General features: G+C 64.3%; 22 protein-coding genes. 15 read left to right on the forward strand and 7 right to left on the reverse strand.

The annotated features are described in order from the left end of the window. The first annotated feature begins 64 nt into the window (after positions 1-64). Positions 65-466 (forward strand): DUF4190 domain-containing protein, encoded by a 402-nt coding sequence (locus E3N85_RS11870; protein WP_134463422.1) that lies wholly within the window; start codon positions 65-67, stop codon positions 464-466. Here E3N85_RS11870 and E3N85_RS11875 read toward each other — a convergent pair. Further along, the gene (locus E3N85_RS11875; RefSeq protein WP_134463424.1) at positions 463-1,680 is read right to left on the reverse strand and encodes a class I SAM-dependent methyltransferase; all 1,218 of its coding nucleotides are present in this window, start codon (positions 1,678-1,680) and stop codon (positions 463-465) included. The two genes, E3N85_RS11870 and E3N85_RS11875, sit on opposite strands and share 4 nt — an antisense overlap. 126 nt (positions 1,681-1,806) lie before the next feature. On the opposite strand from E3N85_RS11875, the gene groES reads away from it, so the two are divergent. The 4 genes from groES (at position 1,807) to E3N85_RS11895 (ending at position 5,355) form a co-directional block, all read left to right on the forward strand. Then, positions 1,807-2,103 carry a co-chaperone GroES gene (gene groES / locus E3N85_RS11880; protein WP_092107311.1) on the forward strand — a complete coding sequence of 99 codons (297 nt, stop codon included), beginning with the start codon at positions 1,807-1,809 and terminating at the stop codon, positions 2,101-2,103. 101 nt (positions 2,104-2,204) lie between these two features. Continuing rightward, entirely contained in the window at positions 2,205-3,149 is a 945-nt protein-coding gene (gene rarD, locus E3N85_RS11885; protein WP_241978470.1) for an EamA family transporter RarD, read from the forward strand. Positions 3,150-3,209: 60 nt separating this feature from the next. Further along, a complete protein-coding gene (locus E3N85_RS11890; RefSeq protein WP_134463426.1) occupies positions 3,210-3,923 on the forward strand; it encodes a hypothetical protein in 714 nt (237 codons plus the stop codon). A 127-nt stretch (positions 3,924-4,050) separates the two neighbouring features. Further along, positions 4,051-5,355, forward strand: a complete 1,305-nt coding sequence (locus E3N85_RS11895) for an ABC transporter substrate-binding protein (protein WP_134463428.1) — start codon at positions 4,051-4,053, stop codon at positions 5,353-5,355. A gap of 159 nt (positions 5,356-5,514) precedes the next feature. On the opposite strand, the gene E3N85_RS11900 is transcribed toward E3N85_RS11895, so the two are convergent. The 4 genes from E3N85_RS11900 to E3N85_RS11915 are packed head-to-tail and all read right to left on the reverse strand — an operon-like array spanning position 5,515 to position 9,472. Continuing rightward, positions 5,515-6,282 carry an ABC transporter ATP-binding protein gene (locus tag E3N85_RS11900; protein ID WP_134463430.1) on the reverse strand — a complete coding sequence of 256 codons (768 nt, stop codon included), beginning with the start codon at positions 6,280-6,282 and terminating at the stop codon, positions 5,515-5,517. After that, on the reverse strand, positions 6,269-7,189 hold the full coding sequence (locus tag E3N85_RS11905) for an ABC transporter ATP-binding protein (RefSeq protein WP_174722487.1): 921 nt from the start codon (positions 7,187-7,189) through the stop codon (positions 6,269-6,271). Before E3N85_RS11905 ends, E3N85_RS11900 begins: the two co-directional genes overlap by 14 nt. Positions 7,190-7,217: 28 nt before the next feature. After that, positions 7,218-8,198: a branched-chain amino acid ABC transporter permease gene (locus E3N85_RS11910; protein WP_134463434.1), complete on the reverse strand. Its 981-nt coding sequence runs from the start codon at positions 8,196-8,198 to the stop codon at positions 7,218-7,220. 8 nt (positions 8,199-8,206) lie between these two features. Further along, entirely contained in the window at positions 8,207-9,472 is a 1,266-nt protein-coding gene (locus E3N85_RS11915) for a branched-chain amino acid ABC transporter permease (protein WP_134463436.1), read from the reverse strand. Between the two features lie 271 nt (positions 9,473-9,743). On the opposite strand from E3N85_RS11915, the gene guaB reads away from it, so the two are divergent. The 3 genes from guaB to E3N85_RS11930 all read left to right on the forward strand — a co-directional run bounded on the left by guaB (position 9,744) and on the right by E3N85_RS11930 (position 14,388). Continuing rightward, positions 9,744-11,246 carry an IMP dehydrogenase gene (guaB, locus tag E3N85_RS11920; RefSeq protein ID WP_134463438.1) on the forward strand — a complete coding sequence of 501 codons (1,503 nt, stop codon included), beginning with the start codon at positions 9,744-9,746 and terminating at the stop codon, positions 11,244-11,246. Between the two features lie 179 nt (positions 11,247-11,425). Then, entirely contained in the window at positions 11,426-12,544 is a 1,119-nt protein-coding gene (locus E3N85_RS11925) for a GuaB3 family IMP dehydrogenase-related protein (RefSeq protein ID WP_134463440.1), read from the forward strand. A gap of 113 nt (positions 12,545-12,657) precedes the next feature. After that, complete coding sequence (locus E3N85_RS11930; protein ID WP_134463442.1) at positions 12,658-14,388, forward strand: glycerol-3-phosphate dehydrogenase/oxidase; 1,731 nt, start codon at positions 12,658-12,660, stop codon at positions 14,386-14,388. 155 nt (positions 14,389-14,543) lie between these two features. Here E3N85_RS11930 and E3N85_RS11935 read toward each other — a convergent pair whose 3' ends face one another. Beyond that, complete coding sequence (locus tag E3N85_RS11935; protein WP_134463444.1) at positions 14,544-15,569, reverse strand: hypothetical protein; 1,026 nt, start codon at positions 15,567-15,569, stop codon at positions 14,544-14,546. A 234-nt stretch (positions 15,570-15,803) separates the two neighbouring features. Between E3N85_RS11935 and E3N85_RS11940 the strand changes: the two genes are divergently transcribed. The 5 genes from E3N85_RS11940 to guaA are packed head-to-tail and all read left to right on the forward strand — an operon-like array spanning position 15,804 to position 20,668. Next, entirely contained in the window at positions 15,804-16,337 is a 534-nt protein-coding gene (locus E3N85_RS11940; RefSeq protein ID WP_241978471.1) for a cation:proton antiporter regulatory subunit, read from the forward strand. Between the two features lie 4 nt (positions 16,338-16,341). Beyond that, positions 16,342-17,823, forward strand: a complete 1,482-nt coding sequence (locus tag E3N85_RS11945) for a cation:proton antiporter (protein WP_134463446.1) — start codon at positions 16,342-16,344, stop codon at positions 17,821-17,823. Positions 17,824-17,828: 5 nt separating this feature from the next. Beyond that, complete coding sequence (locus E3N85_RS11950) at positions 17,829-18,608, forward strand: SURF1 family protein (protein ID WP_241978489.1); 780 nt, start codon at positions 17,829-17,831, stop codon at positions 18,606-18,608. A 9-nt stretch (positions 18,609-18,617) separates the two neighbouring features. Then, entirely contained in the window at positions 18,618-19,052 is a 435-nt protein-coding gene (locus E3N85_RS11955) for a DUF3817 domain-containing protein (protein WP_134463450.1), read from the forward strand. Next, positions 19,049-20,668 (forward strand): glutamine-hydrolyzing GMP synthase, encoded by a 1,620-nt coding sequence (gene guaA / locus E3N85_RS11960; RefSeq protein ID WP_134463452.1) that lies wholly within the window; start codon positions 19,049-19,051, stop codon positions 20,666-20,668. The genes E3N85_RS11955 and guaA overlap by 4 nt, the downstream gene beginning before the upstream one ends. A gap of 288 nt (positions 20,669-20,956) precedes the next feature. On the opposite strand, the gene E3N85_RS11965 is transcribed toward guaA, so the two are convergent. Then, positions 20,957-22,921, reverse strand: a complete 1,965-nt coding sequence (locus E3N85_RS11965) for an APC family permease (RefSeq protein WP_134463624.1) — start codon at positions 22,919-22,921, stop codon at positions 20,957-20,959. Between the two features lie 471 nt (positions 22,922-23,392). On the opposite strand from E3N85_RS11965, the gene E3N85_RS11970 reads away from it, so the two are divergent. After that, positions 23,393-23,482, forward strand: coding sequence for a potassium-transporting ATPase subunit F (locus E3N85_RS11970; RefSeq protein ID WP_103461949.1), 90 nt, complete (start codon positions 23,393-23,395; stop codon positions 23,480-23,482). Continuing rightward, complete coding sequence (gene kdpA, locus E3N85_RS11975) at positions 23,483-25,156, forward strand: potassium-transporting ATPase subunit KdpA (protein ID WP_134463454.1); 1,674 nt, start codon at positions 23,483-23,485, stop codon at positions 25,154-25,156. The last annotated feature ends 12 nt before the right edge of the window (positions 25,157-25,168 follow it).

Raw genomic sequence — 25,168 nt, forward strand, 5'->3', positions numbered from 1 at the left:
AATGGGACCGGCCGACGGATTGTGACCGATGCCGGACCGTCCAGCTCGCGGCCAGAGGATAGCCATGACTACACCACACCAGGACGCTGACACCACGGCGCATCTGGACTATACCCGCGCGCCCGCGCCTCCCGGCAGCCAGCTGGACTGGGCGTCGACGATCACCGCTCCCACCGAGTTCGTGCCATACGCCTACACCGAGGCGGAGGTGCAGCGCATCACCGGCCGTCGCCACCTCGCGGTCGCCTCCGTGATCTGCGGTCTGATCGGCCTCATCCTCGGCGTGATCGGTGTGTTCGGCCTGCCGCTCGCGCTCGTTGCGATCACCCTCGCGCTGATCGCGCGCACCACCGAGAACCGGGCACGCACCCTCTGGCGCAGCGGACTCGTGAGCGGAATCGCTGGCGTTCTCCTCGCGGCCGGCTGGGTGGTCTACATCAGCCAGACCGTGCTGCCACTGCTCTAGCCCTCCAGCGAGCGCACGCGCTCCACCAGCAGCGCCACGCGGTGTCCGGCCACCCGCGTCAAAATCAGCGTCGCCGACTCCGGCCCCTTGAGCTTCAACCGGGTGCGCAGCGTCGCCGGGTCGACATCAACGCCGCGCTTCTTGATTTCGAGCGTGCCGATGCGGCGCTCCAGCAGCGCGAGTCGCAGCTTCTTCTCGTCAAACGGGAGCGTCTCGAGTACGCGGAACGCGCTCGCGAACGGCGTCGGCGTGAGCGTGTCGTTGGTCAGATAGGCGATGCCCTCGCTCAGCATGCGAGCATCTAGCGAGCGGGCCAGATCGCCGATCAGGCGCGCTCGAATCACCGCGCCGTCTGGTTCGTACACGTAATTGCCGAGTTCGCCCCCCGGGGCGTCTTCGCTGTCGGCGGGTGCTGTCATTTCCTGAACGCCCCCCGCTGTCAGCAGCAGTGCCGAACGACGGATGCCGGACCGCGCGAGAGCGCCAAACCACAGCCCCATCTCCACCAGCTGCCCATCGACCGACACCCACTGGGCCTCGGCATCGACGGGAATCTGGTCGCGATCGTGTCCGGGGCCGAGCTTCATGCCGAGCGGCAGCGTCGTCGCAAGCAGGTAGGCGAAGTCGAGCGAGGGGGAGTAGTCCTCGGAGCGAGTCAGTCGGGTCGTATTGCTGTGCCCGCTTGTGCGGCGGGCCGGGTCGAGCCAGACCGCGTCAAAATCGCTCAGGTCGACCGTTTCGGCGTCGGCCTGCAACGCCGACGCGTTGGAAAACGGAGCCAGATTGAAGCTCGCCACGGTCGCCGTCACCTCGTCGGCGTCGACGGCGACAACCGGCAGGTCCATCGCAGCGAAGGCCATGGCATCGCCGCCGATCCCGCAGCCGAGGTCGGCGACCCGCGGTGGTCGGCCGAGGGCGGCCCCAAGACCCGCGAACCGGCCGGCGTGCAGCGCGGCGACGCGCAACCGGGTTGCCTGTTCCAGGCCGGCGTCGGTGAACAGCATCCGCTCTGCAAATTCGCCGAACTTGGCCGAGGCCTTCGCCCGCAACCGTGACTGGCTCAGTACGGCCGACACCAGGCCAGGAGCGTGCCCGGCCTTGCGCAGCTCGCTCACGAGCTTGAGCACATCTCCGCTGCTGTCGTAGGGCGGCAGGGAGTCCAGCAGCCGCAAACTCGCGGGAGAAAGCAGCTCTACGAGTTCGGTTCGATCCATGCTGCAACGCTACCAAAATGGCCCCCCTTCTGGCACTCACGTTGCGTGAGTGCCAGAAGCCCCCTAAACTTCACTTGGCACTCTCGCTGTGAGTCTGCTAACCCAAATCTTAGAAAGAGGTCAACCGTGTCGGTCTCCATCAAGCCGCTCGAGGATCGCATCGTCATCAAGCAGGTCGATGCCGAGCAGACCACCGCATCAGGTCTGGTCATTCCTGACACCGCGAAGGAAAAGCCCCAGGAGGGCGAAGTTGTTGCTGTCGGCCCCGGCCGTATTGACGACAACGGCAACCGCGTCCCTCTCGACATCGCCGTCGGCGACAAGGTCATCTACTCCAAGTACGGCGGAACCGAGGTCAAGTTCGGTGGCGATGACCTGCTGGTTCTCTCCGCGCGCGACGTGCTCGCCGTGGTCGTTCGCTAAGTAGGTTCTTCACTACCTAGTCTTTAGACTGAAACTCCCGGATGGCACCGCCATCCGGGAGTTTTTGTTTGCGCATGTTCTGTTCCGCAGGAGAAAACACTATGACTGATGCCGCCGTACCAGCCGAAATGGCGGCCCGGTCCACCCACCGTACCGGCCTCATCTTCGGCGGCTTCGCCTACGGCCTCTGGGGTGTGCTGCCCCTGTACTTTCTGCTTCTTGCCCCGTCGGGCGCTTTTGAGATCGTGGCCTGGCGGGTGCTGTTCTCCCTCGTCTTCTGCGCCCTGATCATCACCCTCACCCGCACCTGGGCCGTACTGGGGCGGGCGCTTCGCCAGCCGCGCCTGGTCTGGATCATGGGACTGGCCGGGGTCTTCATCTTCATCAACTGGCAGACCTACGTGATCGCCGCGACCACGGGTCACGTTGTCGAAGCGTCCCTCGGCTACTTCATCAACCCGATCGTCACGGTGTTGCTGGGCGTCTTCGTGCTGCATGAACGTCTGCGCCGGCTGCAATGGGTGGCCATCGGCATCAGCTTTCTGGCCGTGGTGGTACTCGCCGTGGGTTACGGGTCGCTCCCGTGGATCTCCCTCATCCTCGCGTTCTCCTTCGGATTCTACGGACTGATCAAAAAACGGGTCGGGCACAGCGTCGACGCAGTCACCGGCCTCACCCTCGAAACAGCCTGGCTGGCCCCCGTCGCCGTCGTGCAACTCGTCGTCGTGTCGGGAATGTCCGGCCTCACCTTCGGCACCGTTTCGCCTTGGCACACCGCGGGCCTGCTCGCGGCCGGTGTCATCACAGCGGTTCCGTTGCTGCTCTTTGCGGCCGCCGCACGACGGTTACCGCTCACGGTGCTCGGACTCATTCAGTTCGTTGCCCCCGTCATGCAGTTTCTCGTGGGTGTGTTTATTCTGAATGAGGCGATGCCGGTGGAACGCTTTGCGGGGTTTGGTCTGGTCTGGGTTGCGCTGATCCTCTTGACGGTCGACATGGTCGTTTCGGGTAGTGCTCCGCGTCGAGGGTCCCTCGAACCGGCCTGACCAGCCGATACGCTGGTTCGACAGCTCGCACTCGCGGCGATACAGCTCCAAAGGACTCAGATGCTCCGTCGCACGCTCCTCGCCGTCGTACTGCTCGGCGCAGTGACCCTCGCCGGATGTACGGCTGCGCCGGTCGCCGCGCCGCTCGCTGCCCCGGTCGCTGTCCCGGTCGCTGGTCCGGCTCCGACCGGCGACGGAACCCTGAGCATCGGCACGCTGTTTCCGATGACGGGGGTCAACGCCGCAAGCGGTGCCGCCCAAGTGGCGGGCGCGGAAGTCGCGCTACGCGACATCCTGGCCGGCCAGGCCGCGCCATTCCAGCCCGTGCAGCTCATTCACCGCAACTCGGTCGCCGATCTTGCCGCTGCCTACGCCGATCTCGTGGCGCGCGGCGTCGACCTGGTGCTGTGGGACGCAACGACAGCGCTGCCAACGGATGCTGAAGGTTCCGTTGGCAACGCCGCCATCGTGGCCCTGAGTGATTTCGCCAACGGCGGTACACCGCTCGCCGCCGACGAAGCGTTCACAGCCCGCCTGACGACCGCTGACCCGGGAATCGCCGCAACAGCCGGCGGTGCTGAAGCCTACGACGGGGTGGTGACGGCTGCCCTCGCAGCGGCCATCACCGGGGACGACGGTGGCGCCTCGATCGAAGCGGGCTGGCCCCAGGTCACTGCTGGAAGCGCCGTCTGCACCTCGTGGGGGGAGTGTGTGCTTGCCCTGGCGGAGAGGGGAAACATCGATTATCAAGGCATTACTGGCCGTCGTTCGTAACGATTTGGTCGCTTTGCGGTGTTCTCAGACGAAGAGGGAGGTTTCTGGGCCGTTGATTGCCTACTCTGACACCACGGCAGTCAACCGGCTGACCAGGCTTACCCCCTTTTTACTATCAAGGAGCAACATGAGCGTTTTCGCGAAGGCCTCGGCCTCCCGCTCAGTTCGTACCCTCGTTACCGGCGTCGCCCTCATCGGCGTAAGCGCCCTTTTGCTCACCGGCTGCAGCAACGGCGCTGCTACGGCGCCTTCAGAATCGGCAGCCCCCGCTGCGGGTACTGCTGCAGACTTCAAGACGGTCGAGGCTGGTGATCGTGATCTGTCCCTGAAGATCGGCACCATCCTCCCGCAGAGTGGTGGACTGGCCTTCCTCGGCCCGCCCGAAGAAGCCGGCGTTCAGCTCGCGGTCAACGACATCAACAAGGCCGGCCTCGGCATCAACGTGGAAGCAATCTTCCGCGACTCGGGCGATACCACGACCGACACCGCCACTGTCTCCGTGACCGACCTGCTGTCGCAGGACGTCACCGCGATCGTCGGTGCGGCCTCATCGGGTGTCTCCAAAACCGTGATCGACCAGATCACCGGTGCCGGCGTCGTGCAGTTCTCCCCGGCCAACACCTCGGACGCGTTCACCACGTACGCCGACAACGGCCTGTACTGGCGCACGGCGCCCTCCGATGTGCTGCAGGGTGAAGTGCTCGGCAACCTGATTGCTGAAGACGGCAACGCCACCCTCGGCCTGATCGTGCTGAACGACGCCTACGGAACCGGCCTGGCCAAGTACGTCGGTGACGCATTCACCGCCGGCGGCGGCGAGGTCGTCGCGACGGCGCTGTTCAACGAGGGCGACCCGAACTTCACGGCTCAAATCGCCGAGGTCACGGCTCAGGATCCCGACGCGATTGCCCTGATCACGTTCGACCAGGCCAAGGTCATCGTTCCCGACCTGGTAGCCACCGGCTTCCCGGGCGACAAGCTGTACTTCGTCGACGGAAACGTCTCCGACTACAGCGCCGACTTCGCGCCCGGTCTCATCAAAGGTGCCCAAGGCACGCTGCCCGGCCTGGACACCGCATCCCTCGGTGACTTCACCAGTCGCCTGCTCGAAATCACCCCGACGCTGACCGACTACAGCTACGCAGCCGAGTCGTACGATGCCGTCGTCCTGATCGCTCTGGCGGCCTATGCGGGCAACGACGTGTCGGGCAAGTCGATTGCGAGCTACCTGCGACAGGTCTCCGGCGGAACCGGCGACGGCACTACGGTCACCGACTTCAAGGCCGCTGCTGCAGCGTTGAAGGCCGGTGAGCAAGTCAACTATGACGGCTTCTCCGGTCCGATCACGTTCGATGAGAACGGCGACCCCACCGGTGCGACCATCGGCATCTATAAGTTCGATGCAGAAAACAAGTACGCCCGTACCAACTAGCTCCACTGCATGAGGTGAAGGGCCCCGGCTTCTGCCGGGGCCCTTTTACGTGCGTGCTGCGGGCAACCGGCATCCGCTCACGAGCCAGGGCACACATGCAGAAGCGGCGCCCGAGAATGTCCCGGACGCCGCTGTTGGCCTGTGAAGGGGGGTTGGGCGCTAATCCTGTCCCAGGGTGCCCAGATACAGGCCGATCACCTTGGGGTCGTTCAAAAGCTCACGTCCGGTGCCGGTGTAGGCGTCGCGCCCCTGGTCGAGTACGTAACCGCGGTCACAGATCTGCAGGCAGCGACGTGCGTTCTGCTCGACCATGATCGTGGTCACACCGGCCTTGTTGATCTCTTTCACGCGCAGGAAGGCTTCGTCCTGGCGCACGGGGGAGAGGCCGGCGCTCGGCTCGTCGAGCAGCAACACGTGTGGGCCCATCATGAGCGCGCGGCTCATGGCGACCATCTGGCGTTCGCCGCCCGAGAGGGACCCCGCGCGCTGGGACATGCGCTTGCCGAGCTCGGGAAAAATCTCGGTGACGAACTCGAGACGTTCCACGAGGCCCTTGGGCTTCAAAAAGATGCCCATTTCCAAGTTCTCGCGAATGGTCAGTGTGGGAAAAACGTTGTTGTTCTGCGGTACGAACCCCACGCCCTGCGCGACCAGCTTGTTCGCCTTGAGGTTGGTGATGTTGTTGCCGCGCAGCAGAATTTCGCCGTCGCGCACCTTCACCTGGCCGAAGATCGACTTGAGCAGCGTCGATTTGCCGGCGCCGTTCGGGCCGATGATGCCGATCAGTTCGCCGTCATAGGCGGTGAGCGAACAGGCGTTGAGAATGTTCACGCCGGTGACGTAGCCGGCGGTGACGTTCTTGACCTCGACGACAGCTTCCCGGGTCTCGGCCGGCGCCGGCGGGGCCAGTGGGTTAGCGTTCGTCATCGAGCAACTCCTTCATGGCTAACACGTTTTCGGCTTCGGCACCGAGGTCTTCGCCGATGTCCTCGTCGTGGTGTTGCCCGAGGTAGGCATCGATCACGGCTGGATTCTTCATGACCTCGTGCGGGTCGCCCTCGGCGACCACCTTGCCCTCGGCCATCACAATCACCCAGTCGGCAATATGGCGCACCATGTGCATGTCGTGCTCCACGAATAGAACGGTCATGCCCTGGGACTTGAGGTTCAGAATGTGGTCGAGCAACGACTGCGTCAGAGCGGGGTTGACGCCGGCCATCGGCTCATCGAGCATGACCAGGGTCGGGTCGCTCATGAGCGCCCGCGCCATTTCGAGCAGCTTGCGCTGCCCACCGGAGAGACTCGCCGCGTAGTCGTCTTTCTTGGTGTCGAGCTTGAACCGGGTGAGAAGATCCAGCGCCTTGGCCCGGTTCTCCTCTTCCTGGTTGCGCCAGAGAAAGGGCAGCAGCGCACGGAACATGTTCTCGCCGGTCTGGCCCTTGGCGCCGAGCAACATATTGTCCATGACGGTCAGCAGACCGAGCGCCTTGGTCAGCTGGAACGTACGAATCTGGCCCATGCGTGCGACCCGGTACGCCGGAACGCCAGCGAGGGAGCGGCCGTCGAAGGTCCACTTGCCGTCATCGGGCTTGTCGAAGCCGGTCAGCAGGTTGAACAGGGTCGTCTTGCCGGCGCCGTTGGGGCCGATGAGCGCTGTGATCGCGCCGCGCGGAACCTCAACGTGCTCGACGTCGACGGCGGTGAGCCCACCGAAGGTACGGCGAACGTTGTCGACGACGAGAATCGGGTCGACCTTCGCACAGCCCGGTTCAGCTTCACCGATGTGCAGGCCGGTCGATTTGATCGGCTTCTGGGAAGGGACGGGCGGCTCCAGCGGAGCCGTCGAACCCTGGGGAACAGCGTTAGCGGACAAAAGCCAACTCCTTCTTATTACCGAAGATGCCTTGCGGTCTGAAGATGACGATCAACATGATCGCCACTCCTACCAGGATGAAACGTAGCTGTCCGCCCTGGATGGCCGTCATGAACGGCAACCAGCCCGCCTCCACAGCCCGGGCGACGAAACCGGAGAAGAACGACAGGAGCACCCAGAAGATCATCGAACCGATGATCGGGCCGAGTACCGTCGCGGCACCACCGAGCAGGAGAATGGCGTAGATGAAGAAGGTCAGCGTCGTCTGATAGTTCGACGGCACGACCGCTCGCGGCAGGGCAAAGATCATGCCGGCGATGGTGCCGAGCACTCCACCGAAAACGAGTGACTGCATTTTGTAGGCGTAGACGTTCTTGCCGAGCGCGCGCACGGCGTCTTCGTCTTCCCGGATGCCTTTAATGACGCGGCCCCACGGGCTGCGCATCACCTGCCAGACCAACAAAGCCGCCAGAATCACAATCGACCAGGCAACGATGCGCAGCCAGGTGTCATAGGCGTTGTTCTCAAAGGGGCCGAACCCGTAGCTGCCCTCAGCGAGCGGGTTCAGCGCCGCGAATTCGTTCTTGTAGCCGCTCAAACCGTTGGCCGAACCGGTCACCGAGGCGAAGGTGTTCGTTGTGAACAACAACCGCACGATCTCCGCGGCCGCGATCGTCACGATGGCCAGGTAGTCCGCCCGCAGTCGCAGGGTAGGAATACCCAGGATCAACGCGAAGACAATGGACGCGCCCACGCCGACCAGGAAGGCGCCCCAGACAGGAAACCCGAAGGTCAGAATCGAGATCGCGTAGCCGTAGGCTCCGAGAGCCATGAACCCGGCCTGGCCGAAGTTGAGCAGGCCGGTGTATCCGAAGTGCACGGCGAGCCCGAGGGCGGCGAGTGCGTAGGCGGCAGTGGTCGGGCTGATCAGCTCGACGGCAGCGTTGCTAAAGATTGCTCCCCAGTCCATGTGAACCCCTAACCAATTCTCTCTTTGCGGCCCAGGATGCCTTGCGGCCGGAACAGCAGTACCAGGATCAAAATAACAAGGGCGCCGACGACCTTGAGGTCGGACGGCAGCCAGAGCGTCGAGAGCTCAACGAAGAGCCCGACGATGAGGGAGCCGACGAGGGCTCCGAAGGCCGTGCCGAGACCGCCCAGGGTTACCGCGGCGAAGACGAGAAGCAGCATCTGAAAGCCCATGTCCCAGCTGACGCCCGGGCGAAAATACGCCCAGAGCACACCGCTGAGTCCGGCGAGGGCTGCGCCCACCACCCAGACAATGCGGATTACGCCGTCGACGTCAATACCGCTCGCCGAGGCCAGGCTGGGGTTGTCGGAGACGGCACGGGTGGCCTTACCGATGCGGGTGCGCAGCAGAAAGTAGGCCACGGCGAGCAGCACGACGATGCTGATGCCCATGCTCGCGAGGTCGATCGGGGAGAGCGAGATCGGACCGAACTTCAGGTCGGTCATTCCGGCCCCGGGGAGCTGGCTCGTGCTGCCGCCAAAGAAGTACTGGTACAGGTAGCGCAGGGCGAGCGACAGGCCGATGCTCACGATCATGAGGGGGATCACTGCCACGCCCTTGCGGCGCAACGGTTTCCAGATCACCGCATCGAGGCCGTACCCCAGCACGCCGCTGAGCGCGATGGCGATCAGAATGGCGAGCCAGATCGGTAGCCCCAGGTTGATCGAGAAGACCAGAGTCATCAGGGCGCCAAAGGTGATCATCTCGGCGTGTGCGAAGTTGCTCAGGCCGGTGGTGCCGAAGATCAGCGACACCCCGATCGCCGCGAGCGCGAGCAGCAGGCCGAAGTTCAAACCGTTCACGAAGCGGTTGACGAACTGGTCGAAGAAACTAACCGTGTTGCGGGTGCCTTCACCGAGGAAGAAGTTGACCGATTTGCGGTCGGTCAAGCCGAATTCCGTATCGATAACGTTACCTCCCTTGGCGACGACGACGCCCTTCGGCAGGGTTTCCTCGTCGAGGGTGACCTCGTAGGTGCCCTTCTCGGGAACGCCGATCGCCCACTTGCCGTCGGCATCCGTCACGGTGTCGGCCTTGTAGCCGTTGCCGTCGACGGCGATGGCCACGCCGACGAGGGCTTCACCATTGAACTTCACGTTGCCCGAGAGAGTGAAGTTGTACTCAGTGCCTACCTCGTCGGCGTGCGCACTGCCCGCCGAGAAGGTGGCCATAGACAGGGCTGCGAGGAGCGTTACAAACAGAATGACGAGCATTCTTGGTACGGATCTCTGAGCCGTAAGAGTGGACTTCACGGTGCCTCCATGTTGGTGCCGACCGGCGGGTGACCGAGCGGGCGCCGGACAAGTACAGCCAACGTCGTTGGTGTTGTAAGTGCCGATTATGTCCTAAATTTTTCGAAAGTTCGCACCGGCTCACGATTCGTGGGCGGAATGTGATGAGCGCAAACACGCTTAACATTGAAGGACCCGTTAAATCATGCGATTTGTCGGACAATTTTCTGTTTTTTGCTAGGTAAGGAGTTTCATGGATCAGCCAGATCCGTTCGGATTCACCGGGCTCACCTACGACGATGTGCTGCTTCTGCCGGGGCACACGGACGTCATTCCGAGTGAGGCGGTCACCAAAAGCCGGTTGACCCGACGAATCAATGTGTCGCTGCCGCTGCTGTCCAGCGCCATGGACACCGTGACCGAGACGCGCATGGCCATCGCTATGGCCCGCGAGGGTGGTCTCGGAATTCTGCACCGCAACCTCTCGATTGGTGACCAGGCCGAGCAGGTCGACCTGGTCAAGCGCAGCGAATCCGGGATGATCACCAATCCGGTCACCACGTCGCCCGACGCCACGGTGGCCGAGGTTGATGCCCTGTGTGGCCAGTTCCGCGTCAGCGGGCTGCCCGTCATCGACGGGGAGGGCATTCTCGTGGGAATCATCACCAACCGGGACATGCGTTTCGTGCCGCACGCCAAGAAGGCGCTCACCAGGGTCAGCGAGGTCATGACCACGTCCCCGCTGATCACCGGCAAGGTCGGTATGGCACCCGAAGACGCATTGGCGATTTTCGCCAGGCACAAGATCGAAAAGCTCCCCCTGATCGACGCCAACGGAAAGCTCACCGGCCTGATCACCGTGAAGGACTTCGACAAGAGCGAGGAATACCCCCTCGCCACCAAGGACGACGGCGGACGTTTGCGCGTCGGCGCCGCCATCGGCTTCTTCGGTGACGCCTGGCAGCGCGCGGGTGCCCTGCTCGAATCGGGGGTGGACGTGCTCGTGGTCGACACCGCCAACGGCGACAGCGCCGGCGTGCTCGACATCATTCGTAGGCTGAAAACAGACAAGGCCTTCGCCGACGTCGACGTGATCGGCGGAAACGTGGCCACCCGCTCGGGCGCTCAGGCGCTCATCGACGCGGGTGCCGACGCCATCAAGGTGGGCGTGGGACCCGGTTCCATCTGCACCACCCGGATCGTTGCCGGTGTGGGCGTCCCGCAGATCACCGCCGTCTACCAGGCCTCGCTGGCCGCGCGCGAAACCGGCATTCCGGTCATCGCCGACGGTGGGCTGCAGTACTCCGGTGACATCGCCAAGGCCCTCGTGGCCGGCGCCGACACCGTCATGCTCGGCTCCCTGCTCGCCGGTTGCACCGAAAGTCCCGGCGAACTCGTCTTCGTCAACGGCAAGCAGTTCAAAACCTATCGCGGCATGGGTTCGCTCGGCGCACTACAGACCCGCGGCTCGAAGACGTCCTACTCCAAGGACCGGTACTTCCAGAGCGATGTCCCTAGCGACGAAAAGCTGATTCCCGAGGGTATCGAGGGCCAGGTCCCGTTCCGCGGACCCCTGGCAGCCGTGGCCTACCAGCTCATCGGCGGCCTGCGTCAGTCCATGTTCTACGTCGGTGCCCGCACCATCGCCGAGCTCAAGCAAAAGGGCAAGTTCGTGCGCATCACACCCGCCGGGCTGAAGGAATCCCATCCGCATGACGTGCAGATCGTGGTGGAGGCCCCGAACTACCGTCGGTAGGTCCGGCTCGGGCCGCCGCTCGCGCTCTTGGGGCGGCCCGCGCTGACGACGGGTCATCCGCTCCTCGCTCAAAACTCGAAGGCCCCGCGGAATACCCGCCGTCCCGCTTCTGAAGCAGCCTGTCTGTCGTAGCATCCGCTCGAAAAAGGGATGTCGGTGACTGCCTCTAAACTGGAACCATGGAAATCGAGATCGGCCGTTCCAAGCGCGCACGCCGCGTATACGCCTTCGACGACGTCGCGGTGGTGCCCAGTCGGCGCACCCGCGACCCGGAGGACGTTTCAGTCGGCTGGACCATCGACGCCTACCAGTTCGCCATTCCGGTGCTCGCCGCCCCGATGGACTCCGTCGTTTCGCCCACCACGGCCATCATGATGGGTCAGCTCGGCGGCGTCGGCGTGCTCGACCTCGAGGGCCTCTGGACCCGGCACGAGAACCCCGAACCGCTGCTCGCCGAAATTCGCAACCTGTCCGCCGATAAGGCCACCGCGCGCATGCAGGAGATGTACTCTGCCCCGATCCAGCCGGCCCTGGTCACCGCCCGTCTCGCGGAGATTCGCGCGGGTGGCGTCACCGTCGCCGGGGCGCTCTCGCCGCAGCGCACCCAGGAACTGTATGAAACCGTCGTCGCCGCTGGCGTCGACCTGTTCGTCATTCGTGGCACCACGGTGTCGGCCGAGCATGTGTCGCAAAACCAGGAACCGCTCAACCTCAAGAAGTTCATCTACGAACTCGACGTACCCGTCATCGTCGGTGGCGCGGCCACCTACACGGCGGCACTGCACCTCATGCGCACCGGTGCCGCCGGCGTTCTGGTCGGTTTCGGCGGGGGAGCAGCCTCGACTACCCGCGCAACCCTCGGTATCCATGCGCCGATGGCCACCGCCGTTGCGGATGTTGCCGGCGCGCGCCGCGACTACATGGACGAATCCGGCGGGCGTTACGTGCATGTCATCGCCGATGGCGGCCTCGGAACCTCGGGTGACATCGTCAAGGCCATCGCCTGCGGCGCCGACGCCGTCATGCTCGGAACCGCTCTGGCACGGGCAACGGATGCCCCCGGTGGGGGATTCCACTGGGGCGCCGAAGCGCACCACCCGCAACTGCCGCGTGGTAAGCGGGTCGAGGTGGGCACCGTAGCCCCGCTCGAAGAGATCCTCTACGGCCCGGCTCCGGTCGCCGACGGTACCGCCAACCTCATCGGCGCGCTGCGCCGGTCGATGGCAACTACTGGATACTCTGATCTCAAAGAATTTCAGCGGGTTGAAGTGGTTGTCGCGCCGTACCGAGTGAACTAGCGTCGAAGACAGACGTACTTTCAGCTTCCCCCGCAACAATAATGTCGCACACGTGTTATCGCATCACGCCCTGACCTCTCGTCTTCAAAAACTGAGTCTGAACAGGAGTAGCAATGGCCTCCCACAATTCGGTCACGCGGTCCACAAAATTGGGTCCTGAGGAGCGGGTCTCCGCTCTCGCCAAGCTCAAAGACAAGGAACTCGACATTCTCGTCGTCGGCGGCGGCATCGTCGGCGCCGGCGCCGCCCTCGATGCCGTCACGCGGGGCTTGAGCGTGGGGATTCTGGAAGCACGAGACTGGGCGTCGGGCACGTCGAGCCGGTCGTCCAAGCTCGTGCACGGCGGTATCCGCTATCTGGAACAGCTCGACTTTCGCCTGGTGCGCGAGGCGCTCACCGAGCGGGGCCTGCTGTTGCAACGCATCGCACCGCACCTCGTGAAGCCGGTGCGCTTTCTGTACCCGCTCAAGAAGCGTTTCACCGAACGGTTCTATATCGGCGCCGGCATGCTGCTCTACGACATTTTCTCGTACACCGGCGGGCGCCCGCCCGGCGTGCCGCACCACCGCCATCTGTCGAAGAGCCAGGTGCAGAAGCTTATTCCGAGTCTCGCCAACGACGCCCTGGTCGGTGGCATCACCTACTACGACGCCCAGGTCGACGATGCCCGCTACGTGTCGTCGCTCGTGCGCACCGCGTCGTTCTACGGCGCCCACGCGGCAAGCCGGGTGCGGGTCGAGGGATTCATCAAGGTGGGGGAGCGCGTCGTCGGCGTGCGCGCCCACGACCTGCAGACCGACGAACACTTCGAAGTGCGGGCCAAGCAGGTCGTAAACGCGACTGGCGTCTGGACCGACGACACCCAGCGCATGGTCGGCGAACGCGGCACCTTCAAGGTGCGGGCGTCGAAGGGCGTGCACCTCGTGGTGCCGCGCGACCGGTTCCAGAGCGCGATGGGGCTGCTGCTGCGCACCGAGAAAAGCGTTTTGTTCGTCATTCCCTGGGGCCGGCACTGGCTCATCGGCACGACCGATACCGACTGGTACCTCGACAAGGCGCATCCGGCCGCGACGGCGGCCGACATCGACTACATCCTCGAACACATCAATGAAGTGTTGACGGTACCCCTCACCCGGGAAGACGTCGAGGGGGTCTACGCAGGTCTCCGTCCGCTGCTGGCCGGCGAGAGCGACCAGACTTCGAAGCTGTCCCGCGAGCACCTCGTCGGGCATTCGGTGCCCGGCCTCGTCGTGATCGCCGGCGGCAAGTGGACCACCTACCGCATCATGGCCAAAGACGCAGTGGATGCCGCGGTCTCGGCCCTTGACGGCCGCATTCCCGCCTCGACGACCCAGGACATCCCCTTGCTCGGTGCTGAGGGCTATCAGGCCGCGTGGAATAAACGCGGCAAGATAGCAAAGGCGTTCGATGTGCACACCGTGCGCGTGGAGCACCTGCTCAACCGCTACGGCACCCTTACCGACGAGCTGCTCGACCTGATCCGCGACAACCCGGCGCTCGCCGAACCGCTGCCCGGCGCCGACGATTACATCGGTGCCGAGGTCGTCTACGCGGCCTCGCACGAGGGCGCGCTGCACCTTGAAGACGTACTCGCCCGCCGCACCCGCATCTCGATCGAGGCCTGGGATCGCGGGGTCTCGGCCGCGCCGGTGGCCGCCGCGCTGATGGCCGGCGTGCTGGGCTGGGACCATGAGCGCATCGACCGCGAGGTGAGCTTCTACCTCACCCGCGTGGCCGCCGAGCGGGCGTCGCAGGAGGAGCCCAACGACGAATCCGCCGACCGGGTGCGCCTCGAAGCCCCCGACATCGCAATCACCACCTAGCCCGGCCGGGCCCGCGGTTGCCGGGCCCGCGGTCGCCGGGCCCGCGGTCGCCGGGCCCGCGGTCGGTGGCCGCGCCAGCTGTCGGTGGCCGCGCCACCCTTAGCGGGAGCGGTCACCGGCACTGGGCGCGGTGACGGCGCGAGAACGTGGGTGTGCTAGCGAGCCCGGGGGACGCCGATGCGCGAGAGGAACATTCCGAAAGCCGCGAGGTCGCGCGCGACCGGCCAGTCCCACCGCGAAACGGATGGTCCGCACGCGCGAATTCGATCTTCACGGCGCTTCTCGTTCATCACGATCTCGGCGGTGGTGCGTCCGCTCATGTAGGCCTCCTTGACGTACTTACCGAGCCCGTCGAACTCGCCGACCTTGTTGATGCCTCGCCAGAAGAAGTCGACATAAGCGATGAACCCTGCGGCATCGTCGAAGCGCACCTGCAACTCGGGAGCGGTGAATCCGAGCAGGAACATGTGCGCGCGGCTGATCGACTCCCCGCCGGAATCGGACTGCGTCGACGCGAAGTCCCCGGCGCGGAGGGCTGCGCTTTTGCCATAGCGTCGGCCAGAGCCGGCGAGCATGTCCATGGCCGACTGCAACTCGTCGCGCGACACCAGTATCGTCACTGGGCTGCCTTCGGGTGCCACCCTGCGTGGAATGTGAATGGCCTTGTCCATCATTGCGACAGCCTGCGGAAACGGCAGCACACGTGCCATCGTGACGGCGGTCTGGGCCGCGGACGTGACCAACAGTCCGCCGCGCGTGGTAGCGCCGCTCGGCAGGGCGTCCGGGGTGGTGGCGCTGTGCCGCACGATTCCGGGCTTGGAACGACCGCCCAACGCCTGCGGCACGGTGATGTGGACATCCGTCGGCCAGCTTGTGGGTCGGGGAAACCCCCAGATCGCCGCCGCAGAGTGGTGGGAGAACACCGGTGGATCAACGCTGACCGCAGCGTAGGAGCGGATGCGAAAGAGGTAACGCGCGTCGAGGTCGAGACGGTCCCAGTGCATCGTGGGTAGATAGACACCGCGCCGCAGCCGGGTGACCCGGTGGTGCGTGAACTCCGTGCGCAGTGCCTCGTGCAGTCCGACCGCCGCAGCATCCGAGGAGAGCAGGAGCCCATCTGGGCGCACGAGAGCTGCGAGCAGGTAGTTTGATGCGGGTTCGGACGGCGCCGTGTTTGCCATGGCCAGACAATGGCAGCGAATGAGTTCCTTGGGCCGAGCCACAGGGAATCTGTGCATAACTCAGCGCGCCTGAACGCTCACGGCGCCGGGTGCCGGGGGCCGCGCCAACTGTAGCTGGCGCGGCCACCGGTACCGGGCGCGGCGGCGCAGCGGCGCAGCGGCGCAGCCCGCGGCGCGCGGACGGCAAAAGCGGCTCCGGTAGAATAAGGGAACTGCCCCTAAACCTCAGGAGTCATGACAATGGTTGATGTTCGGCGGGTCAAACTTCCCGGCGTGGGTGTGCTGCACACCTTCATCACGGATGACGGCGGCAAGGTCGGTGTCATCGCCCACCGCTCCGGCCACAGCGACCTCATCACCTTCGCCGACGACGAGGGCGGGCCCGACGCGAGCAAGGTCTCGCTTCGGCTCAACGAAGACGAGGCGCACACCCTCGCCGAGCTGCTCGGCGGCACCCAGATCACCGAGTCGCTCAGCGCCCTCGACCAGATTCCCGGCCTCAGCATCGACTGGTTCACCGTCGACTACGAAGACCACATCGCCGGCCAGCCCCTGGGCAACCCCGCCGACCGCGGCATTGCCGGCCTCACCGTAGTCGCCGTCGTGCGCGGCGAATCGGCCAACCCCGCCCCCGCCGCCGACTTCAAAGTCTTCCCCGGTGACACCCTCGTCGTTGCCGGTTCGCCCGAAAAGGTGGTCAAGGCCTTCGCCTTCTTCCGCACCGGTGAAGTGAAGGCCAAGACCGTCGACGCTCCACCCGGGGGGTAGGCCGATGCACGTCGGCGAAGACCTCCTCGTTCTCGGCATTCTGCTCGTCGGCGCTTACGTTCTTGGCCGCCTGGGCAAGCTGATCGGGCTCCCCACTATTCCGATCTATATGATCGTGGGCCTTCTCGCGAGCCCGAACACCGACTTCTTTCCCCTCGACTTTGAGTCCGGCGACATCGAGCTGATCGCCGTCTTCGGCCTGATTCTGCTGCTGTTCAGCCTGGGCCTCGAGTTCGACCAGGAGGAGTTCTTTGGCAACGCCAAGACCCTGATCATTTCCGGCGGCTCCTGGGTGCTCATCAACATGGGTGCCGGCTTCATCTTCGGCCTGCTGGTGGGTTGGGGCCCCCGGGAGGCCCTCGTCATCGCCGGCATGACCGGCACCTCGTCGAGCGCGATCATTACCAAGCTCCTGATCGAGTTACGTCGGCTCGCCAACAAGGAGACGCCGATGATCCTCGGCGTCACCGTCGTCGGCGACATCTTCATCGCCATCTACCTCTCCATCGTCTCCGTCGTGCTCAGTGGCAAGACCGAGATCTGGCCGATCGTGTTGCAGCTCTCGATCGCCTTCCTCTTTCTCGTGGCCATGTTCTCCCTCGCCCGGTGGGGGGGTCGCGTCGTTTCCCGCCTCATGCGCACCAAAGACGACGAACTGTTCACGATTCTGTTCTTCGGCTTGGTGGTGTTGTTCGCCGGCATCGGCGAGATCATCGGCGTGACCGACGCGATCGGCGCATTCCTCATCGGCGTCGTGCTCGGCGCGAGCAGCTACCGCGCCAAGATCGAGCGCGTCGCAGTGCCGCTGCGCGATATTTTCGCGGCGTTCTTCTTTCTCAACTTCGGCCTCGCCCTCGACGTGGCCCAGTTCGGATCGGTGATCGGCGTGGTGCTCGTGGCCATCGTGATGACCTTTCTGCTCAGCCTGCTCTCCGGGGCGCTGCTGGCCTGGCTGCACAAAATGGGGCCACGCGAAGCCCTCAACACCGCCGCAATCTTCGTCAATCGCGGCGAGTTCACGCTGATTCTGGCGACCCTGTCGGTGTCGGCCGGGCTCGATCCGCGCCTGCAACCGTTCGCGGGCCTCTACGTCTTGGTCATGGCGATCCTTGGTCCGCTGTTCGCGGCGAATTCCGAAAAGATCGGGTCGGCCTTGCGTCGCCGCGGGCCAGCATCCGCTGCCGCGCGCGCGCCGCGCAACCCGATGCTCGACGAGGAGATCGCGCTGGTCGAGGCGGTGACAGCCGCTCAGGCGACGGATGCCGACGAGTCCACCCGGCGCGCGGCCAAGCGGATGGTCGACTCGGCCAATTCCCAACCACCGGCCGATACGCTGAATGCAGCGAAACGCTCGCATTCGGCCGATTCCGGCTCGGGTTCGATGGCCGATTTCGCTCTCGGTCAGCACTCCGCAGAACCCGAAGATGACGCCGACAGACCGGCACGCAAACCCGGGCGAGAAACCCACACAGGTGACTATTCGTGATCAAAATGATGCTGCGCCCCCGCTGGGTGGCCGCACTGCTGCTTGCCCTCGGCATTGCCGCGGCCTTCGCCCTGCTCGGGCACTGGCAGCTGGACCGCGCCATCGAGTCCGGCGTGGTTGTGGAGCGCAGCACCGAGCAGGTAAAGCCACTCGCCGACGTTGCGCAGCCTGACGGCGGGGTGACGCAGATCGCGACCGGTCAAATGGTCACCACCGACGGAACCTGGGTGGTCGGTGACGAGCAGCTCATCACGACGCGTTTCAACGGCGGCAGCTTGGGGTTCTGGGTCGTCAGCCATTTTCAGACGGATGCCGCCGCCAGCATCGCCGTCGCACGCGGTTGGGCTCCCGACAAAAGCACCGCCGAGGTCGTCATCGCCCAGCTCCAGGCGGCACCCGACACCAGCCCGGTCACCCTGACCGGACGCTTTCTCACCGGGGAAGCCCCGGAGCTGCCCGCCCCGGACGGCGATTCGATGGAGCTGACCAAGGTTGCGCCATCCGCTCTGATCAATTTGTGGGCCGATTTCACCGACCAGTCGGTGTATTCCGCCTATATCGTCGACGCCGCTGCCCCGACGGGCCTCGATGTGATCGATTCCCCGGTGCCCGAAGTCGACCAGTCGCTGAACTGGCTGAACATCTTCTACGCGATCGAGTGGGTCGTCTTCGCCGGGTTCGCCGTGTTCCTCTGGTACCGGCTCGTGCGCGATGCCCTGGAACGCGAACAGGAAGAAGCAGCGCTCCAAGGCGTGACTGCAGGGGCTCCCAGCACGGGCGCGTAGAATCAGCCCATGCCACTTGATCCCAAGCCCGCCGATATTTCCCGAATCCCCGGTGCGCTTCGGCTCTACCAGGTGTCGTCCATCATCACCGGTGTCTTTTTGCTGTTGCTCTGCGCCGAGGTCTACGCCAAGTTCGTGCTCGGCTACGAACTCGAGATGAACGGCTCCGAGGGCTTTCTCGCCTTCGTGCCGCGCGACACGGTCGCCGCAATCAACCTCAGCACGATCATTTTGATCGTGCACGGCTGGTTCTACGTGCTCTATCTGTTCGCCGATTTCCGCTTGTGGAGCCTGATGCGCTGGCCATTCCCGCTCTTCGTGCTGATCGCGCTCGGCGGCATCATCCCCACGCTCTCGTTCTTTCTGGAAGGCCCCATGACCCGCCGCGTCAAACGTTCCCTTGAGCAGCTCGAAGCGAAAAAGGCTACCGAGGTGCGTTCATGAGTGACACCCTCGACACCGCGTCGGCGGATGCACCCATCGCCGACTCGGGGCTCGATCGCCCCGTTCTCGTTGTCGACTTCGGTGCGCAGTACGCGCAGCTGATCGCGCGGCGCGTGCGGGAGGCGTCCGTTTATTCGGAGATCGTGCCGCACACGATCACCGCCGCCGAGGTGCTCGCGAAGAACCCGCGCGGAATCGTGCTCAGCGGTGGCCCGTCGAGCGTCTACGCCGACGGTGCGCCAGCCTTCGACGCAGCGATCTTCGAACTCGGTGTGCCCGTGCTCGGCATCTGCTACGGCTTCCAAGTGATGGCGACCGCCCTCGGCGGCACCGTCGCCCACACCGGAGCCCGCGAATACGGCTCGACCCCGGTCGTCGTGAGCAACGCCGACAACGTGCTGCTGGCCGACCAGCCCGACAGCCAAACGGTCTGGATGAGCCACGGCGACTCGGTCGCCACCGCGCCGGCGGGCTTCACCGTGCTGGCCTCGTCGACCTCCACCCCGGTCGCCGCGTTCGCCAATGACAAGAAGCGGCTCTACGGCGTGCAGTGGCACCCCGAGGTCAAACACTCCGAAAACGGCCAGCACGTGTTGGAGAACTTTCTGCACCGCGCCGCCGGTATCAACCCTGACTGGAACAGCGGCAACGTCATCGCCGAGCAGGTCGCCAAGATCCGCGCGCAGGTCGGTACCGGCAAGGTCATCTGCGGGCTCTCCGGCGGAGTCGACTCCGCCGTGGCCGCAGCCCTCGTGCACAAGGCCATCGGCGACCAGCTGGTGTGCGTCTTCGTCGACCACGGCTTGCTGCGCGAAGACGAGCGCCGCCAGGTCGAAGAGGATTACGTCAAGGCCACCGGCATTCGCCTGGTCACCGTCGACGTGCGTGAGCAGTTCCTCACCGCGCTCGAGGGCGTGAGCGATCCGGAGACCAAGCGCAAGATCATCGGCCGCGAGTTCATTCGCACCTTCGAGCAAGCCCAGGCCGAGCTCATCAAGGAAGCCGCCGAAACCGACGGTGACCCGATCGCTTTCCTGGTGCAGGGCACCCTCTACCCTGACGTGGTGGAATCAGGCGGCGGAAGCGGCACCGCGAACATCAAGAGCCACCACAACGTGGGCGGCCTGCCGGAAGACCTGCAGTTCGAACTGGTCGAACCGTTGCGCACCCTGTTCAAGGACGAGGTGCGTGCGATCGGCGCCGAGCTCGGCCTGCCGGACGAAATCGTTCAGCGCCAGCCGTTTCCCGGCCCCGGTCTCGGCATTCGCATCGTCGGGTCGATCACCCAGGAACGCCTCGACCTGCTGCGTCAAGCGGATGCGATCGTGCGCTTCGAGCTGACCGCCGCCGGCCTCGACCGCGAGATCTGGCAGTGCCCGGTGGTGCTGCTCGCCGATGTGCGCTCGGTGGGCGTGCAGGGTGACGGCCGCACCTACGGTCACCCGATCGTGCTCCGCCCGGTGTCTTCGGAGGATGCGATGACCGCCGACTGGACCCGCCTGCCCTACGACCTGCTGGCGAAGATTTCCAATCGCATCACCAACGAGGTCGACGGTGTGAACCGCGTGGTGCTCGACGTCACGTCGAAGCCGCCGGGAACCATCGAGTGGGAGTAACCCAGCGGTAGCATCGCGAAAAAGTAGGGCCGGCTCTGGAGCCGGCCCTACTTTTTCGTGCTGTGCTGTGACGCGGGGAGTACGGTGGCGGCGTCCCGCGATGGTCGGCAGGAACGGCCGGCCTCCGGGGGCGTGGGCGAGCACATCCCGGGGACGTTTGGATGCGCCCAACGGCCCCTGGAACGACGTCGATTTTGCTGGCCCAGCCGTGATGAATGCGCGCAGTTGCCATTTGGCTCACGGATGGAGCGAATTTTGACGCTTTCGTGGACGATGATGGCTCGGCGGTCAGCCGCCGCCGACGTGGATCCCCGGCCTCCGCGTCGGGTCTGGTTCACTCTCGCGCAGGATCTCGCGCACGACCGGGGCCGTATCTCCGCGCCCCAGCAAAAGGTACCGGAGGAGATGCCCGAGCGGGTTACCTTCCGACCATTCGAAGAAGGCCTGCGGTCGCACGCCCGTGGCATCTCTCAGGGCCAGAAGTATCGCGGCAATCGCGTTCGGCGCTGCCGGGCTCTGCGCACGGAGCACCCGATGCCCGTCGACCTCGACGCCTCGAACGCGGAGCACGTCGCTGAAGCCGGACGGATCAACGACGTCAATCTCCAAAAACAGCACATCGGCGGCACCCGGCACCGGGTTCATCTGCCTTTGTTCGGACTCTTTCTCGGCGTAGTCGGCGGGCAGGCTTCCGGAGGGCGGCCGCGTTGCAATCAGGTTCAATGCGCCATCGAAAGCCAGTGACGCGGCGATAAAGCTGCGGGCCGATTCGTCGAAGTCGACGCGTTCGACGCGCAGCTCAGTGGTGCGCGACACCCGGGATATGAGGGAGACGACGATGATTCCACCGATGAACAGTGCCGAGATGGCAATCCCGTCGGGTTTTTTCAGGATGTTCGCGGCCAAGGCGTAGAACAGGATAAGGGTCAAGGCGCCGAAGCCGAGGGTGGCTCGTCGTTGCCGACGCCGGGCAGCAGAAATTGTGACCGCGGCCGCGCCGGAGAGCATCATGGCCAGAATTCCGGTGGCGTAGGCGCCCGCCTGAGCGTTCACGTCGGCCTTGAATGCGATCGTTATGAGGATGCTGACGCCGGTATAGACCAAGACGACGGGCCGTATGGCCCTGCTCCACTCCGGCGCCATGCCGTAGGAGGGGAGGTACCGCGGAACGATATTGATCAGCCCGGCCATCGCGGACGCGCCGGCAAACCAGAGGATGAGGATGCTGCTGACGTCATAGGCGGTACCGAACTCGTTCCCGATCAGCTCATGCGCGAGATAGGCCAGGGCGCGGCCGCTGGCTTCGCCGCCCTCCTGAAACGCGTCCGGCGGGATGAGGAGCGTGGTGACGAAGCTGCTGGAGAGAAGGTAGATGCTCATGATGAGCGCGGCAGCGGTGAGTAGCTTCCGGGTATTGCGGATGCGCGACGCCAGTCGCTCCGCTGCAGTCTTCCCCGTGGTGCCGACCAACGGCATCATGCTCACCCCGGTCTCGAACCCCGACAGCCCGAGCACCAACAGCGGAAAGGCCAGGAGGGCAGGCCCAATAATGTCGCCGGCGCTGCCGCCGCGCGTCGTGAGGGCGTCCAACCAGCCCTCCAGCGCGCCGGGTTGCGTGAATGAGTCGTAGAGGCCAACGCCGATGACAATGCCGTTCAGGACCAAAAAGACCGCCACGAGTGGGATGGCGACCTTGACGGCCTCGGTGAAGCCCAGCAGGAAGACGCCGCCCAGAATAAGCAGCAGCACGATCGTGATAGTGACCTGGTGGCCTTCGAGGAAGGCCGGTGCGTAGGGGTTCTCGAGCAGGTGTACCGTCGCATCCGCTGACGACAGTGTGATTGTGATGATCCACGACGTTGCGACGAACCCGAGAAGTACCAGGACGAAGAACTTACCCTTCCAGAACGGTAGGAGTCGTTCCAGCATTGCCACCGAACCCTGGCCATGGGGACTCTCTTTGGCGACCCGCCAATACATCGGAAGCATCCCGAGGAGAGTCAGCGCCACGATCAGGAGAGTGGCGAGTGGCGAGAGCGCGCCGGCCGCGAGGAAGGCTATTCCGGGCAGGTAGGAGAGCGTCGAAAAGTAGTCGACGCCGGTCAGACACATCACCTTCCACCAGCTGTGCGTCGGCGCCGCCTTCTCACTGCTCTCCGGGCCAACCGGCTGAACACGATTCTTCATCAGCCAGCGAGTGAAGTTATTTGCCGGCGCTCCGGTTCGGGCAGCTACGGGGACGCTCTCCGGCATAACCGGAATCCGTGATGAATCCACTGAGCTCCTTCAGTTGGCACACACGAGTCACCGTGGCGTGACTCGGATCTTGCTGATGTGCGAAACACACTGGTCCATTGTGTGGCATGGAAGAGCCGGCACGTGTATCCGCGCACGGTAACACGGTTGATACCAAGCTGCGATTTGGGTCGCGTTCCGGGGCGGCGCCTCTGGACAGCTTGCCGCAGTGGTCCTGGCTTTCGGTCTACAGGGTGCAGAGGTCGTTAGGTTTCGTCGAATTCCTGTATGGATTCCGTTAGGGCGGCCGTTTGGTCGGGAACGAGGGTGTCTACTCGATTGTCGTGCCCCTGCGGCCGTCGTGCCCCGCTTCGGGTGTCGCGTCATCCTTCTCCAGATGGAGTGAATTGTGCTTGACATTGTTTACGTGCTCGGCATCGTTGTCGTGTTCGCGCTGGTCGGCGTCATCGGGTGGGGGGTCGAGAAGCTGTGATCTTCTTCGATCTGCTGGCCGCGGCGCTGGCCGTTGCCGCCGTGGTGTACCTCGTTGTTGCCCTCGTGAAACCGGAGCGCTTCTAGATGGATGTCGTCTTCGCGATCCTTCAGATCGCCACTCTGGCCCTCATCCTCACCGTCCTGTACCGACCAGTGGGCGACTATATGGCCCACATCTTTACCTCGAAGAAGGACCTGCTGGTTGAGCGCGGCTTCTACCGCGTGATCGGTGTGGACTCCAGCGCCGAGCAGACGTGGCAGTCGTACCTGCGTGGCGTACTGGCTTTCTCCGCGGTCGGGCTGATCTTCGTCTACGTCCTGCAGCGCACGCAGGCGATGTTGCCCTATTCCCTCGGACTACCCGCGGTTCCGGAAGGGTTGTCGTTCAACACGGCAGCGTCCTTCGTGGCAAACACCAACTGGCAGTCCTATTCACCCGAGTTGACGATGGGCTACACCGTGCAAATCGCCGGTCTGGCGGTGCAGAACTTTGTCTCCGCAGCCGTGGGTATTGCCATTGCCATCGCACTCGTGCGCGGATTCACCCGGCGCAAGTCGAGCACGATTGGTAACTTCTGGGTCGACCTGACGCGAGGTACCCTGCGCCTACTCCTACCGATCTCCGTGCTCGGTGCCGTGGTGTTGCTGGCGAGCGGAGTGATCCAGAACTTCAATGGCTTCACGGAGATCACAACGCTGAGCGGCGGTCTGCAGAATCTTCCCGGTGGTCCGGTCGCGTCGCAGGAAGCGATCAAGAACCTCGGCACAAACGGTGGTGGTTTTTTCAACGCCAACGCCGCGCACCCCTTTGAGAACCCGACCGCGTGGACGAGTCTCTTTCAAAACGTCCTCATGTTGATGATCCCGTTCGCGCTTCCGCGCACGTTCGGACGAATGGTCGGTAACCACAAGCAGGGTTACACGATTCTGGCCGTGATGGGCGCGATCTTCGTCACCTCCCTCACCGCCCTCACGCTCCTTGAGCTGAACGGCGCAGGAACAGCGCCACAGCTCGCGGGAGGTGCCCTGGAGGGCAAGGAACAGCGATTTGGAATCTTTGCCTCGACCCTGTTCGGCTCGACCAGCACCTTGACGTCGACCGGTGCGGTCAACTCCATGCACGACTCATATACTGCCCTCGGCGGCATGTTGCCGATGATCAATATGATGCTCGGCGAGGTCGCTCCCGGTGGCGTCGGGTCGGGTCTTTACGGCATGTTGATCCTCGCAATCATTGCGGTGTTCATCGGTGGACTCCTGGTGGGGCGAACGCCGGAATATCTGGGAAAGAAGATCGGTCCCAAGCAAATCAAGCTCGCGAGTCTGTACATCCTGGTCACTCCGACCTTGGTATTGATGGGTACGGCGTTGAGCTTCGCGATCCCCGCTGTCCGGGCAGACGTCGAGGCGACTTCGATTTGGAACCCCGGCATCCACGGGTTATCCGAGGTACTGTATGCGTTCACCTCGGCATCGAACAATAACGGTTCTGCGTTCGCCGGCCTCTCGGCGAACACCCCCTGGTTCAATACCGCCCTCGGTGTCGCGATGCTTTTCGGTCGGTTCATCCCAATCGTGTTCGTGCTGGCGCTGGCCGGATCCCTTGCGGCTCAGGACAAAGTACCAGCGACGTCGGGAACGTTGCCCACTCATCGACCGCAGTTAATCGGTCTTCTCCTCGGTGTGACGGTTATCGTGACCGCACTCACCTACTTCCCCGTACTCGCGCTGGGTCCCCTGGCGGAAGGGCTGCAGTAACCATGTCCGCAA

Origin of the sequence: Cryobacterium sp. Hz9 (assembly GCF_004402825.1) — a bacterium.
GTDB classification, from domain to species: Bacteria; Actinomycetota; Actinomycetes; order Actinomycetales; family Microbacteriaceae; genus Cryobacterium; species Cryobacterium gelidum.